Below are 14103 nucleotides of genomic sequence, written 5' to 3'. Positions count from 1 at the left end.
AGGCGGGTTACTGGGCAGCTGCCCCCAAAAAAAGGAAACAGGCCGGAGACTTAACAACCCCGGCCTGTTCACTATTTTGCTTTCAGCTTACAGGAATTTTCCTGTATAGCTTTCTTTCACTTTTTTCAATCCTGATGGAACGCCGGCATACACGATAGTGCCGCCGCCATCGCCGGCTTCAGGGCCGAGATCGATCACCCAGTCCGCACTCCTGATCACATCTGTATTGTGCTCAATCACCAGGATGCTATGCCCCTGCTCGATCAGCGCATTGAAGCTCGCCAGCAATTTGCGGATATCGTGGAAATGTAAACCAGTAGTAGGTTCGTCGAAGATGAATAGGATCTGTCCCTGCCCTTTTCCTTTGCCGAGGAAAGAAGCCAGCTTCACACGCTGCGCCTCACCACCGGAGAGCGTATCGGATGATTGCCCCAGTTTTACATAGCCCAATCCCACATCGCTCAGAGGACGCACACGGTTCACTATGTCTTTTTCTGCTGCAAAGAATTCCAGCGCTTCATCAACACTGAGCTCAAGGATATCATAGATGCTCTTGCCCTTGTATTGTACTTCCAGCACTTCTTCCTTGAATTTCTTTCCACCGCAAACTTCACAGGTGAGATGCACATCCGCGAGGAACTGCATTTCCACAATTTGTTCGCCTTCACCTTTGCAGGCGTCGCATCTTCCTCCGTCTACGTTGAAGGAGAAATGTTTGGGCTGGAAGCCGCGTGTTTTGCTGAGCGGTTGTTTGGCGTAGAGATCGCGGATCTCATCGTATGCTTTGATATAAGTTACCGGGTTGGAGCGGGAAGATTTACCAATGGGGTTCTGGTCCACCATCTCGACCTGCGCAATCAGATCGATATCTCCTGTAATGCTTTTATGCAATCCCACTTTATCAGCAAACTCTCCCTTGATCTTTTGCAGACCGGGATAAAGAATTTGTTTCACCAGTGTGGTCTTGCCGCTTCCGCTCACACCACTTACTACCGTGAAGGTATTCAGCGGAAACTCGGCTGTAACATTCTGCAGGTTGTTCTGACGAGCTCCTTCCACTTTGATGGAGCGCGTCCACTTGCGAACGGTCTTCGGCGCATCGATGGTCATTTCACCTTTGAGGTATTTTCCTGTAAGGCTGTTCTCGTTATTGATGATCTCATCGTAATTTCCTGCTGCCACTACTTCTCCTCCGAGATGTGAAGCCAGCGGGCCCATATCGATGATATGATCAGCTTCACGCATCATCAGTTCATCGTGCTCAACAACAACTACAGTATTGCCGAGATCACGCAGTTCTTTCAATACGCGGATCAATCTTTCAGTATCGCGTGAGTGGAGGCCGATGCTCGGCTCATCCAGGATGTACAATGAGTTGGTGAGATTACTGCCCAGTGAGCGGGTCAGCTGGATACGCTGGCTTTCGCCGCCGCTCAATGAATTGGCGAGACGGTTCAGTGTGAGATAACCGAGACCAACATCCATCAAAGTTTTCAGACGATGATTGATCTCGATGAGAATACGTTTGGCTACCTGTTGATCATACACACTCAGTTTCAGATCAGCAAACCATTGTTGCAGATCACGAACAGGCATTTCACAAAGCTCACCGATATGCAGGCCGCCTACTTTTACATAGAGCGCTTCCTTGCGAAGGCGGTAACCATTACAATCCGGGCATTGCGTTCTTCCGCGATAGCGGCTCAGCAATACCCTGTACTGCACTTTATACAGATTGGCTTCCACTTCACGGAAGAAATCATTGATGCCCTGTACAAATTCATTTCCCTGCCAGAGTGTAGTGTATTGATCTTTTGTAAGATCGATAACAGGCTTATGAATGGGGAAATCGAACTTGCGCGCACCTTTGATGAATTGATCCCTCCACCAGCCGAGCTTATCGCCCTTCCAGGGAGCAACGGCCATTTCGTATACGCTTAAACGTTTGTCCGGGATCACCAGATCCGCATCGATCCCCAGTACCTGGCTGAAGCCTTCGCAGGTAGGGCAGGCACCGAATGGATTGTTGAATGAAAAGAGATTGGGTACCGGCTCTTCGAATACGATGCCGTCCAGTTCAAATTTATTGGAGAAGGTTCGTTTGACTGAACCATTTATTTCAATCACCATGCTGCCTTCGCCTTCATAGAAAGCGGTGCCGATGGAATCTCCCATGCGATGAATATCATCTTCATCAAAATCCTTCACTATCATCCGGTCCACCAGCACATAAGTTTCTTTAGCAGGCTTCCAGCTTTTTGCTTCCAGCAGGTCTTCGATGCTTTGCACTTCGCCATCGTAGATACGGGTGAAACCTTTCTGCAGGAGAATATTCAATTCTTCCTGTGGCTTACGGTTCTTGTGTTGTTTGAAGGGGATCAGCATGAGCACTTTGTCGCCCGCCTTCTGTTTTTTGATGGCTTCGATCACATCGGCCACATCATCTTTCTTCACTTCCTGTCCGGAGACGGGTGAGATGGTTTTTCCTGTGCGTGCGAACAAAAGGCGGAGATAATCATAGACCTCTGTCATGCTGCCGACCGTGGAGCGCGGTGTGCGTGTGATCACTTTCTGTTCGATGGCGATGGCAGGACAAAGTCCCTTGATGAAGTCTACATCCGGCTTCACCATCCTGGCCATGAACTGGCGTGCGTATGCGCTGAGGCTTTCTGCGTAGCGACGTTGTCCTTCTGCAAAAAGTGTATCGATGGTGAGCGATGATTTTCCTGATCCGGAAACACCTGTCACCACAATGAACTTGTTGCGCGGGAAACTCACTGAAACATTTTTCAGGTTATGTACGCGTGCGCCTTGAACATAAATGCTGTCTTGTATATTGGGAGGTCCGGCCTTTTTGGAAGTGGCTTTGCTCTTTTTGGTAGTAACTGTCATATTATAATGGAGCACAAAATTATTGCAATCGGGAGAATATTGTATACTACATATGGGAAGGCAGAAAGTTTAACGGAATCGCCCCGGAATTTGACTTAAATCAAGCAATTTGATCTATGTTAAATAAGTCATATTCAATAGTATGCAAATGTTTTAAAAATATGGTTAAAGTTTGCTTATTTCAAAAAAGTCTCTATCTTTAATTTACTAAACCGACAATAAAAACTTCACCAAACATTACAGCCTATTGATTTAGTTACTTCTACACTGAAAAGCCGACCTAACCAATAAAATCCATTTATATATATCCTATAACCTTCAAAACCCGTAGAAGTTTATGAATTTACTACGCAAAAAGACCGACCATGAACTCATCCAGGACTTCCAGGATGGGGATCTCTATGCCCTTGAAACGTTGATTCTCCGTCACAAAGACAAAATGTACACTTCCATCCTGTTCCTCGTAAAAGACAAATACCTCGCTGAGGATATCTTCCAGGATGTGCTTATCAAAATCATCGACACAATCCGTAGCGGCCGTTACACTGAGGAAGGAAAGTTCCTGCCCTGGGCAATGCGCATTGCACACAATCTGTGTGTAGACCATTTCAGAAAAGTAAAAAGAACACCGGCTATCAAAACAAGTGATGACCGTGACATTTTCGAAGTGATCAATTTTACGGAAGATGGTGCAGATCAGAAAATGATGAAACGTCAAAGTTACGACAGGGTTCGTCAGATGCTGGACCTGCTGCCAGACGATCAGCGTGAAGTGATCATTCTGCGTCATTATGCAGACATGAGCTTCAAAGAGATCGCATCTCTCACCAATTGCAGTATCAACACGGCTTTGGGAAGAATGCGTTACGGCCTGATCAACCTGCGCAAGATGATGACGCAAAAAAAGATCGCTTTATAAGCACGCAATTTTTCAAAGCCATTGAACTTTTCACTGAACCTCTTGTTCAACAAAAAGAATTGAGAAAAATAGACAGTACGAAGCCTATTTTTCAGAGAAGAACGATGAATAGAATTTGACTCAACCAGTACCATTTCTTTGCAAAAGATTAACGGTAACCGTAAAAAGGGAACGGATACACACTTTAAATTTGAAAGAAATTAACTGGAAAATATTGTCATTCTGGTCCTCCATCAGACTTTTTCACTGATTTGCTTGCTGGTCAGAAGGCTGGAACAGAATGACGCCTAATTGTGAAGCCCCGCTTGAGTAAAGCGGGGTTTTATATACTTTACAATTCGCTATAACCTTTGCCATCACTACATTCTAGAGCAATAATAAAAGGGCGCAATCTATTCGATTGCGCCCTTTTATTATCTGAAGCCAGTGCTTACTTGTGTTTTGCTTTGAAGGCTTCCTTCACTTCATCCAGGATCTTCACAAATCTTGGAATATCAGCTTTGTATCCTCCTGCATTCTTGATAACAGTTCCATCGGTATCAACAAATACATAGAGAGGTTGAGCAAGACTGCTCACCATCTCGAGAGATATCTCTTTGTTCAGATTACCGATATCCTTGATGGTACCAAGACCATGCTTCGATTCAAATCTTTCTTCATCAGGTAAACGGAATTTATCATCCTGATAAAGAGACACCACCACAAAATCCTGACTTAATCTCTTCATCACTTCAGGATCATTCAATACTTCTTGCTCCATCTTACGACAGTTGGCGCAGCTATGACCAGTGAAGTCTACCATTAAAGGTTTATTCATTTTCTTAGCGGCTTCTAGCGCTTCCTTATAGTCGAAAAATGCATCTACTCCCGGAATTTCAGATTTGAGGAAGTCTGTATATTTTACAGGTTTCACTCTGTTCTTGTCTTCTGCTCCACCTTCAGCATATGATACAGTTGCTGTTCTTGCTTCAGCAAGGTTGAAATCCTGTGTTTTCATTTCAGGCAACCATGCGCTCAATCCTTTCAGAGGAGCTCCCCACAAACCAGGGATCAGGAATACTGTGAAAGAAAGCGCAGCTATCGCAAAGAACAATCTTGTTACAGTGAGATATGGCTTGCCATAATCATTCAGCGGAAGATCATTGTCATGATGGAACCTGAGTTTACCAAGCAGATAAAGTCCCAACAGACCAAAGATCACGATCCACAGTGAAAGATACACCTCACGGTCCAGGATACCCCAGTGGTAAGCCAGATCAGCGCTGCTCAGGAATTTCAATGCGAGTGCCAATTCGATAAAGCCGAGTGCTACTTTGATTGTATTTAACCATCCACCGGACTTACCCATTTTGTTCAGCAATGCAGGGAAGAACGCGAAGAGTGCGAAAGGCATTGCTAACGCGAATGAGAAACCGAAAAATCCAACCAGCGGAGCGGCCATAGACCCACCCTTGGCAGTATACGCAGTAAGCGTTCCAATGAAAGGAACTGTACAACTGAAAGAAACTATTACCAGTGTAAGTGCCATGAAAAAAAGCCCCGATACAGAACCAAAATTGGATTTACTGTCTATCTTATTACTCCATGATGCAGGCAATGTAATTTCAAATGCACCGAGGAAGGAGATACCGAATACCACAAACATCACAAACACGAAAATATTGAACACAGCACTGCTCGCCATTTCATTCAATGCACCTGGCCCGAAGATCAGTGTGATCAAAAATCCAAGTAGTGTATAAATAAGAATGATAGATAGAGAATAGATAAGTGCATTCTTGATACCAGCAGCGCGGCTGGTGCTGCGCTTGGTGAAGAAGCTCACAGTTACAGGCACCATTGCATAGATACAGGGCATGATGAATGCACCGATACCAGCAATGAGCCCCACGAGAAAGAACTCCCATAAAGATTCAGGCTCTTTCTCTTCTTCTGTTGCTGCTGTTTCGGATGCTGCCTTATCAGCTTTCTCTCCACCAGCTTTTTTTGCAGTGATGCTGAACACAGCTTCACCGCTTTTAAATTCATTTCCATCCTTGATGAAGTAACTTACTTTCCCATCGAATGCTTTGGTAATGGTATCCGCAAGCGATACTTTCTGCTGCCAAACCAGACTATCGGTTACATATTTTACATCCACTTCCAGTTCGGAATCTTTCTCAGTCTTCACATTCCCCTTTTCAATCAGGGGATCCTTGAAGAATTTTAATACTGAACTATCAAACTCCACCGTAGAGTTCACAGACTCTTCCGATGGTTTGTTTACAGAATACAATTTCTTTCCTTCACCCACCACTACGGCTTTGATGGTGAGGAGAACTTCTTTGTCATTCAATCTTTCAGAAGAATAAGAGAGCTTAACCTGGGAGGAGTCCTGAGCCCAGACGCCAAGAGACACAAACGTTAATAGTAGGAACGCAAGCGACCGGGTAATAAATTGCTTCATTACGATGGATTATACGGGTGCAAAAAATAAAAACGGGTCTTCAATAAATAAAGAACCCGTTTATATGTGAATCAGTTTAGTCGCATAACGACTATCCGCCGATATTAACAGAAAATTCTACTTCGGAGGGAGGAAGGCATTGTTCTTCGTTACAAACCATGAACTCTACTTTACCAGCCAGGTTTGTTTTGCTTTTGCCTTTTACTTTCACTGTCTGAACGAAGGTGACAGTTTTTTCGTAGTAGTTCACATCACCGCCCCAAACAGGTTCGTTCTTTTTGATGAGCTTACCTACTTCTTTGGCCTTGCCTTCAGCAGTAACCAGAGGATTCTTGGTGTAAGTGAATACGGTAGGAAGAGGTCCTTCAACGCCAGCGTTCTGAGCGTAGATATGGTAGTCTCCGCTAACAGCAGCTGTCATATGCACTTCATAAGTGCCGGCAGCAACTTTCTTGGAGGTGAATGTCCATTTAACAGCTTTAGAAGACTGGGCCAGGGCTACAGAGCCGATCAGGCAAACTATACCGAGTAATGCTAACTTTTTCATCAGACAAAAATTAAGAGTTTACAAATCACGATCAGGTTCATTCCTTTAGCAGGAATCCTTTTCACCTGCCGATCATGCTTGTAAATTTCAACTAAAAAAAGCTAACAAATCTCTAAAAGTTGACCAATTCAGCGGAAGTCTTTACCAACGTGCTATCGGGGTTTATCAACAAGGCGTTTAATATGATCTTACCGTCGATATTGCCCAGTGCTTCGGAGGTTGCGCGCTCAGGGTGAGGCATCATTCCGAATACATTTCCATTGGCATTTCTGATACCAGCGATATTGCGTGTAGCGCCATTTGGATTGGCATTTACGTTGATGTTACCGTTCTCATCACAATACCTGTAGATCACCTGTCCATTGGCTTCCAGCGCATCGAGCGTTTTCTCGTCTGCATAGTAGCGGCCTTCACCGTGAGCGATAGGGATCTTGAGCGCCTGGTTGGAACCCAGACCTTTGATATAAATGTTTTTGCTGATAAACTGCTGGTTAGCATTGCGTAAGAGCACGCCGGGAAGAAGGCCTGCCTCACAAAGCACCTGGAAGCCGTTACAAACGCCCAGCACTTTGCCGCCTTTGTTGGCGAACTCGATCACGCTCTGCATCATCGGGCTGAAACGGGCGATGGCGCCGCAGCGCAGGTAATCGCCATAAGAAAAACCTCCGGGAAGCACGATGCAATCATCTGTGGTGAACATGCTGAGGTCCTTGTCTTTATGCCACAACATGGTCACTTCCTGGTTAAGATCATTCTGCAGGGCATCCTGCATATCTCTGTCACAATTTGATCCTGGAAAAACTACAACGCCAAATTTCATAATGGGTATACATTGAGGATTGCAAAGATACGAAACCTGAATCATTTCATAGCGGAACAAGTGGATTATGCTGGCAGCCAGTAATTCAGATACATGGCGTATCCGAATATGAGCCAATGCATAATGGAAGGGATTAATTTCCCCTGCGGATAGAACCAGGCCGCACCATGGAATACAGCCAGCGGTACTGCGCAAAGACTCCAGTTCACGTAGTTGGTGCCCCCGTTGATCAGGATGATGAGAGTGCTGGTTACAAGGCAAACCAGCAACAGGCTCCAGCTCTTTCTCACCTGGATGAACATTTTACTGAGATTGTTCTGAACAAAGAAACCTCCAATGATAAATGGCAATACCAGCAAACCAAGACTGATGGTGATGAATATCGAATCCGGCATTGGCGGCAGACTGAATGAAATATCAGGCTGCAATTTTTTCCAGTCCCACTGATTGGTGAGATAGAGCACCAGCCCGATAAAATAATAAGGTGCTGTAACACCCAGCAGCCCGATCAGCCACTCCTTGATCCGGAAAGGCCTCACAATGAAGACCGCCAGCATCAGGAAGAATACGAATACGATGGCAGGCTGGTACAGCAGTGTGATAAAGCCCATGATCAGGCCGGCATTGAACACAACCGAGCCTGGTTTGGAAGCATTGTACAGGGTGTTCAACCTGTAGAACAACCAGATCAGCAGTGAATTGATCAGCAAGGGCGCAGAGAAATAATTCCAGTCAGGAAACAGGGAAGTGATCAGCATGTAACTCATCGCCACCAGGTAATTGGGGCGGGCCATCATTTTCTGGGCATTGCAGACACGGTTCAGTAACAATGCCTGACTGTACAGCAACAGAAATGCTATCAGGGAATAAACGCCCGGCCATAGATGCAATGGCTCCAGGAATCCGATCAACCATTTGTACAGAAAGTGATCGTCGTCCGGCTGTACCAGTGGCCCCTGCGGGCGAAGGAAGATGCTGAATTTTAGTATTAAACCATACACCAGCAATACCAGCGTATTGCCGGAGTTTTTTTGTTTAAAGGTTCCTGTCACGCAAAAATGGTTTAGAAATCGATTTTTGCGAAAGTAATATAGTTTCTGTACAGAGCAGGCATAACCATACTACGGGAACTTATTTGTTTGCCCAATCTGGGCATGAAATCTACGCCCTTGTCGAGGTTTTTCAACGTTGGGTGTCTCGTAATTTTACCATTGGCATCGATGCTCTGATCATTCAGGATGAGCGTACGGCGCTCGTACACATTGAAAAGGAAGTGAAGCTGGCCGCCTGTATTCATGATATTGTTGGAGATGAGATCGTCGTTATCATCATCAAACTGGCTCTTGGGGATCACATTATTCCATTCCATATTCCCATCTTTGTCGAAGGAAAGGAGCATGATGTTCTCCGCATAATAACGGGTGGATTGACTTCCGCCCCACCTGTTGTAGCCATAGCGGCTCCAACCCCAGGGAGAATAGTAAGGCGAACCCCAGGAATAATAATCCATCGGGTATGCCCAGGGGTTACCCCAGCCCATATAATCCCACCTGTTGAAGGGGCCGCCACGTGAAGTTGTGTACATGGACTCTGCCGCCAGCAGGTAACCGCCATCTTTTTTTATGATGATGTTCTTGATGAAATAATCGTTGAAGGCTAACCGAAGATTGGCATCCGAGCCTTTTGCCTGTTTGCGGAGATCGTCGCTGAACATAAGCGTGCTCACGCGAACAGATGTGTCTGTGGCCTTGTCCCACACCACGGAATACAATCCTTCTATATTTCCTCTTTTCTGTTTGTAATAAAGTGCAGAGAAGAGGTAGCGCCTGTTTGTATTGTCAACCTTGATCTTCACTTCATCCAGCAACAGCTTCTCGTCGTCATTCAGCACATTGGAGGAGAATTCAGTCCGGTTGAGCTTTTTACGTATTATCTGGAGATCGGTGATATAATCGTTGCTGTTCCTTCTCCTGAATTTGCCGAATACCAGCTCGCCTTCATTGTCCAGTAAAAAGTCTGTGAGATAATCATGGCGTTCTTCCATGGGGAGCGACAATTGTTGTTTTTCTTTTAACTGCAATTCGGCATCAAAGAGCATTGTGGTAAAGAGAAAATTCTTCGGGTTCTTGCTGTTGATCTTGAATACCATCACCTGCTGCTTATCGTCACTGAAGATGGTAGTGTAGATCTTGTTGTTGGCAGACCAACCAATCCGGGTAGTGTCCAGCTCAATGGGATCTGTCAGCCGCTTTGCTTCTTCATTCAGTTTCACGCCCATGCAATACACTACATTCTTTCGCTGGAACTGGTAGATCATCCAGGTATGGTTGGCATAAGGGATGAAGTCTACATTGATCCACCGGTCGTCCATATAATCCAGCTTCACCCGGTTGATCAGTTTCATATCGTTGTCGTACACACTAATGGCATTGTCTGTACGATTGTTTTTAAATACGAGGATATTATTGCCCACCTTTCCGATGATCTCGAAATTGGTGCGGCGGTTATCTTCCCGTTCGGGTTCGGCGTAGGCTATCTTTTGCGCCCGGGAAGTGAAGGGCAGCAGTCCTGTGAGCAAAAGCACAGCAAGCAGACTGCACAGGGTTTTCATTCCGTTTTTCATAATAGCCAAATTACGCATTGTGAGTTCCATGCCCAAAATTTACGGATAATTTTAAGTATTTATGTTCATTTGGAGAAGGGTCAAAAAACCGCCCCCGGATTCAATTTTTTGCTTATACCTTTGTACCAGCGCCCGGAATATCCCAGGTGCTATTATTTTTTTGAAAAAACCCTTTGATAACGGGAAAGCTAACTCACTGTGGGCAAAAATATTAATAAAGTCACGGCAGGAACTCTACTCATTGCTTTAGGGATCATCTACGGCGATATCGGGACCTCCCCTCTTTACGTACTGAATGCAATCATCAGTGATAAGGTGATAACGGAAAAACTGATCCTGGGATCGCTTTCCTGTATCATCTGGACCCTCACATTACAAACTACCGTAAAGTATGTGATCCTGACTCTCCGGGCAGACAACCGGGGGGAAGGCGGCATATTTTCGTTGTACGCACTCGTGAGACGTCAGAAAAAATGGCTGGTGCTGCCGGCCATGCTCGGCGGAGCTGCGCTTCTTGCGGATGGAATGATCACGCCTCCCATCTCCATCACTTCCTCCATCGAAGGTTTGCGCAATATCGATGAGCTGGGTCCCATTCCGGATTCCACTATCGTTTACATTGTACTGGGTGTACTTACCGTGCTATTTTTCCTGCAACAGTTCGGCACCCATAGCATCGGCAAGATGTTCGGGCCGATCATGTTCTGCTGGTTCATCATGCTGGCAACCCTGGGCAGCGTGCACCTCCAGGACGATCTGCATATCTTCAAAGCTTTCAGCCCCTGGTATGCCATCGATCTGCTGACCACTTACCCGAAAGGATTCTGGATTCTCGGCGCCGTCTTTCTCTGTACCACCGGTGCAGAAGCGCTTTACTCGGATCTCGGCCACTGCGGACGCTCCAATATCCGCCGTTCCTGGATCTTCGTGAAGAGCTGTCTGATCCTGAACTATCTCGGACAGGGCGCCTACCTCCTCGCCAATTTCGAAGGCGATAAAATGACAGCCCAGATGCTGGCGGAAGGCTTCAACCCTTTCTATGCCATCATGCCCCAGTGGTTCGTACTGCCGGGTATCATCATCGCTACGGCTGCAGCTATCATCGCCAGCCAGGCATTGATCAGCGGTTCGTTCACACTTATCAGTGAGGCCATGCGCCTGAACCAATGGCCTAAAATGCGCATCAACTATCCCACGGAAGAAAGAGGTCAGTTATATATCCCCGGCATCAACACCATGCTCTTCCTCGGTTGTTGCGGCATCACACTTTATTTCCAGAAATCATCAAGGATGGAAGCCGCATACGGTCTGGCCATCACCATGTGTATGATCGCCACCACCATCCTGTTTGCCAATTACCTGGTCAGCAGGAGGACGAAGCCCATTTTCATTTATCTCTTCCTCACCGTTTATCTCAGTATCGAGCTCAGTTTCCTTTCCGCCAACCTCGACAAATTCCCGCACGGCGGTTATGTGACCCTGATAGTAGGCGGAGGACTCTTTGCCGTAATGTATATCTGGTACCGGGCACGCAAGATCAAGAACAGGTACGTGGAATTTGTGCGGCTGGAACATTATATCCCGCAGATACAGGAACTGAGCAACGATAAAACCGTTCCCAAATATGCAACCCACCTGGTGTACCTCACCAGCGCCAATAACCCCAAGGAGATCGAGCATAAGATCATCTACTCTATCCTCAACAAAAAACCGAAACGCGCAGATATCTACTGGTTCGTTCACGTAGATACACTGGATGATCCCTATACCTGCGAGTATTCAGTAGACCATATCATCCCCAATGATATCATCCGCGTGGAATTCAGGCTGGGATTCAGGATCGAGCCGAAGATCAACCTCATGTTCCGCAAAGTGGTGGCAGACCTGGTAGCCAATAAGGAAGTGAATATCACCAGCCGCTACGAAAGCCTCGAAAGGAACAATGTGGTAGGCGATTTCCAGTTCATCGTAATGGAAAAATTCCTCAGCCAGGATATCGAGCTGCCTATCACCGAGCGTATGATCATGAAACTCTACTTCTGGATCAAGGAATACAGCCTCTCGGAAGAAAGAGGATTTGGGCTCGATGTGAGCAATGTAACGGTGGAGAAATTCCCGCTGATCGTTGCACCGGTAACTAATCTCAACCTGAAACGCATCAATAACGACGACGGATTTTAAGCAAGAGCGCGGACTTTTTGTATCTTACAGCAAACCTGACTGTATTGCCTACATTCGTTTGGTATATCATCATCGGAATTGCCGCACTCAGCATCATTGCTTTTTTCATACAGGATAAACTCATCTTCAAACCGGAAAGGCTGCCCGCCGATTTCCAGTTCAAATACGATGTTCCCTTCAAAGAGCTCTTCTTCGATATCGAGCCCGGCGTAAGGATCAATGGCCTCCATTTTTACAGGAAAGACTCCAAAGGCATCATCCTCTACTTCCACGGCAATACCCGCAGCATCAAGGGTTGGGCCAGGTACGCACGCGATTTCTACCGGTACGATTATGATGTAGTGATGGTGGATTACCGTGGCTTCGGAAAAAGCACCGGCAAAAGAAGTGAAAAAGAGATGCTGTCCGATATGCAGTTCGTATACGACAGGCTCAAAAAACAATGCCCCGAGAATTACCTGATCCTCTATGGACGCAGTATCGGCAGCGGATTTGCCACGAAGATCGCTTCGGATAACCATCCCCGCTACCTGATCCTCGACAGCCCTTATTACAGCTTCAAAAAGGTAGTGGACCGCTTTCTTCCCATCCTTCCTGTGCGCTTTGTACTGCAGTACCACCTGCGCACCGATCTCTGGATCCGGAAAGTGAAATGCCATACTTATATCATTCATGGCACCCGCGACTGGCTCATTCCCATCCGCCACAGCGAGAAACTGCAGGCCATCAATCCTGATATGATCACGCTGATCCGAATCCACGGCGGTGGTCACAATAACCTTCCCAACTTTCCCGAGTACCATAATTTTATCCGTGATATTCTCAAGGATTAACTGCCGCCTTGCTAACTTGCAGGCATTCGTATGAACAAAAAGAAGATCATCAGGTGGATGAAAATATTGCTGCTGGTGTATTGCATCATCGGCATCGCGATCTATGGATTGCAGGACTATATCATGTTCCGACCAGTTGCTGTTGACAAATCGCATAAGTATGATTTCAGGATCCCTTACCGCGAGGTGAATCTCCCCTACTCTTCCAATGTGAACATCAACGTGATCCAGTTCACTACCACAGACTCCGTTCCCAAAGGCGTGGTGCTGTATTTCCATGGCAATCGCCGGAATATTTCCTGGTATGCCAGGAACGCTCCGGTGTTCACACGAACTGGCTATGAAGTCTGGATGCTCGACTACCCTGGATTCGGCAAAAGCACCGGCACTTTCACGGAAGCGAAATTATACGAATGGGCATTACTGTTATACAAGCTGGCGCGTGCAAGCTATAAGCCGGACAGCATCGTTTTATATGGTCGCAGCATGGGTTCTGGCATTGCCGCGCAACTGGGAGCAATCAGGGATTGCAGGAAACTGATCCTCGAAACTCCCTACTATGATTTTCCCAGCATCCTCAGTTCAAGGATCCCCATTTATCCAATGGAACGAATGATCAAATTCAAGATCCCCACCTGGCAATACCTCCAGGAGGTGACGGCCCCGGTTTCCATCTTCCATGGCACATCCGATGGCGTGATACCTTACAGGAATGCATCCAGACTGAAACCATTCCTGAAATCAAAAGATGAATTCATCACTATTGAAGACGGCAGTCATAACGATCTGCCCGGGTTCCCCCTCTATCAGCAGAAAATGGATTCTTTGCTGAGGAACTGATC

Annotated in this window: 10 protein-coding genes; 4 read left to right on the top strand and 6 right to left on the bottom strand. The window is 46.3% G+C overall.

Annotated elements, in window-relative coordinates; translation table 11 throughout:
- Positions 1-87 precede the first annotated feature (87 nt).
- On the bottom strand, positions 88-2892 hold the full coding sequence (uvrA, locus tag FSB84_RS12075) for an excinuclease ABC subunit UvrA (protein ID WP_130541259.1): 2805 nt from the start codon (positions 2890-2892) through the stop codon (positions 88-90).
- Between the two features lie 337 nt (positions 2893-3229).
- Between uvrA and FSB84_RS12070 the strand changes: the two genes are divergently transcribed.
- The gene (locus tag FSB84_RS12070; RefSeq protein ID WP_130541261.1) at positions 3230-3811 is read left to right on the top strand and encodes an RNA polymerase sigma factor; all 582 of its coding nucleotides are present in this window, start codon (positions 3230-3232) and stop codon (positions 3809-3811) included.
- Positions 3812-4241: 430 nt separating this feature from the next.
- Here FSB84_RS12070 and FSB84_RS12065 read toward each other — a convergent pair whose 3' ends face one another.
- The 5 genes from FSB84_RS12065 to FSB84_RS12045 form a co-directional block, all read right to left on the bottom strand.
- Positions 4242-6257, bottom strand: coding sequence for a protein-disulfide reductase DsbD family protein (locus FSB84_RS12065; RefSeq protein WP_130541263.1), 2016 nt, complete (start codon positions 6255-6257; stop codon positions 4242-4244).
- 91 nt (positions 6258-6348) lie between these two features.
- Positions 6349-6804, bottom strand: coding sequence for a protein-disulfide reductase DsbD domain-containing protein (locus FSB84_RS12060; RefSeq protein WP_127130757.1), 456 nt, complete (start codon positions 6802-6804; stop codon positions 6349-6351).
- A 112-nt stretch (positions 6805-6916) separates the two neighbouring features.
- Complete coding sequence (gene purQ / locus FSB84_RS12055; RefSeq protein WP_130541265.1) at positions 6917-7624, bottom strand: phosphoribosylformylglycinamidine synthase subunit PurQ; 708 nt, start codon at positions 7622-7624, stop codon at positions 6917-6919.
- Between the two features lie 65 nt (positions 7625-7689).
- Positions 7690-8676 (bottom strand): hypothetical protein, encoded by a 987-nt coding sequence (locus tag FSB84_RS12050; protein ID WP_130541266.1) that lies wholly within the window; start codon positions 8674-8676, stop codon positions 7690-7692.
- An 11-nt stretch (positions 8677-8687) separates the two neighbouring features.
- The gene (locus FSB84_RS12045) at positions 8688-10247 is read right to left on the bottom strand and encodes a hypothetical protein (protein WP_130541268.1); all 1560 of its coding nucleotides are present in this window, start codon (positions 10245-10247) and stop codon (positions 8688-8690) included.
- Between the two features lie 198 nt (positions 10248-10445).
- On the opposite strand from FSB84_RS12045, the gene FSB84_RS12040 reads away from it, so the two are divergent.
- The 3 genes from FSB84_RS12040 to FSB84_RS12030 are packed head-to-tail and all read left to right on the top strand — an operon-like array spanning position 10446 to position 14101.
- Entirely contained in the window at positions 10446-12428 is a 1983-nt protein-coding gene (locus FSB84_RS12040) for a KUP/HAK/KT family potassium transporter (RefSeq protein WP_130541270.1), read from the top strand.
- Between the two features lie 44 nt (positions 12429-12472).
- On the top strand, positions 12473-13261 hold the full coding sequence (locus tag FSB84_RS12035) for an alpha/beta hydrolase (RefSeq protein ID WP_130541272.1): 789 nt from the start codon (positions 12473-12475) through the stop codon (positions 13259-13261).
- Positions 13262-13291: 30 nt separating this feature from the next.
- The gene (locus FSB84_RS12030) at positions 13292-14101 is read left to right on the top strand and encodes an alpha/beta hydrolase (RefSeq protein WP_130541274.1); all 810 of its coding nucleotides are present in this window, start codon (positions 13292-13294) and stop codon (positions 14099-14101) included.
- The last annotated feature ends 2 nt before the right edge of the window (positions 14102-14103 follow it).

It is taken from the genome of Pseudobacter ginsenosidimutans, assembly GCF_007970185.1.
Lineage (GTDB): Bacteria > Bacteroidota > Bacteroidia > Chitinophagales > Chitinophagaceae > Pseudobacter > Pseudobacter ginsenosidimutans.
Note: the sequence above shows the minus strand (reverse complement) of the source record. Positions and strands in the feature narration are given on the sequence as shown.

What these genes read in the sequence shown, in the direction of transcription:
- FSB84_RS12060 (WP_127130757.1), bottom strand. Translation starts at nt 6,804, where the DNA reads ATGAAAAAGTTAGCATTACTCGGTATAGTTTGCCTGATCGGCTCTGTA.
- FSB84_RS12070 (WP_130541261.1), top strand. Translation starts at nt 3,230, where the DNA reads ATGAATTTACTACGCAAAAAGACCGACCATGAACTCATCCAGGACTTC.
- FSB84_RS12030 (WP_130541274.1), top strand. Translation starts at nt 13,292, where the DNA reads ATGAACAAAAAGAAGATCATCAGGTGGATGAAAATATTGCTGCTGGTG.
- FSB84_RS12065 (WP_130541263.1), bottom strand. Translation starts at nt 6,257, where the DNA reads ATGAAGCAATTTATTACCCGGTCGCTTGCGTTCCTACTATTAACGTTT.
- purQ (WP_130541265.1), bottom strand. Translation starts at nt 7,624, where the DNA reads ATGAAATTTGGCGTTGTAGTTTTTCCAGGATCAAATTGTGACAGAGAT.
- FSB84_RS12045 (WP_130541268.1), bottom strand. Translation starts at nt 10,247, where the DNA reads ATGAAAAACGGAATGAAAACCCTGTGCAGTCTGCTTGCTGTGCTTTTG.
- uvrA (WP_130541259.1), bottom strand. Translation starts at nt 2,892, where the DNA reads ATGACAGTTACTACCAAAAAGAGCAAAGCCACTTCCAAAAAGGCCGGA.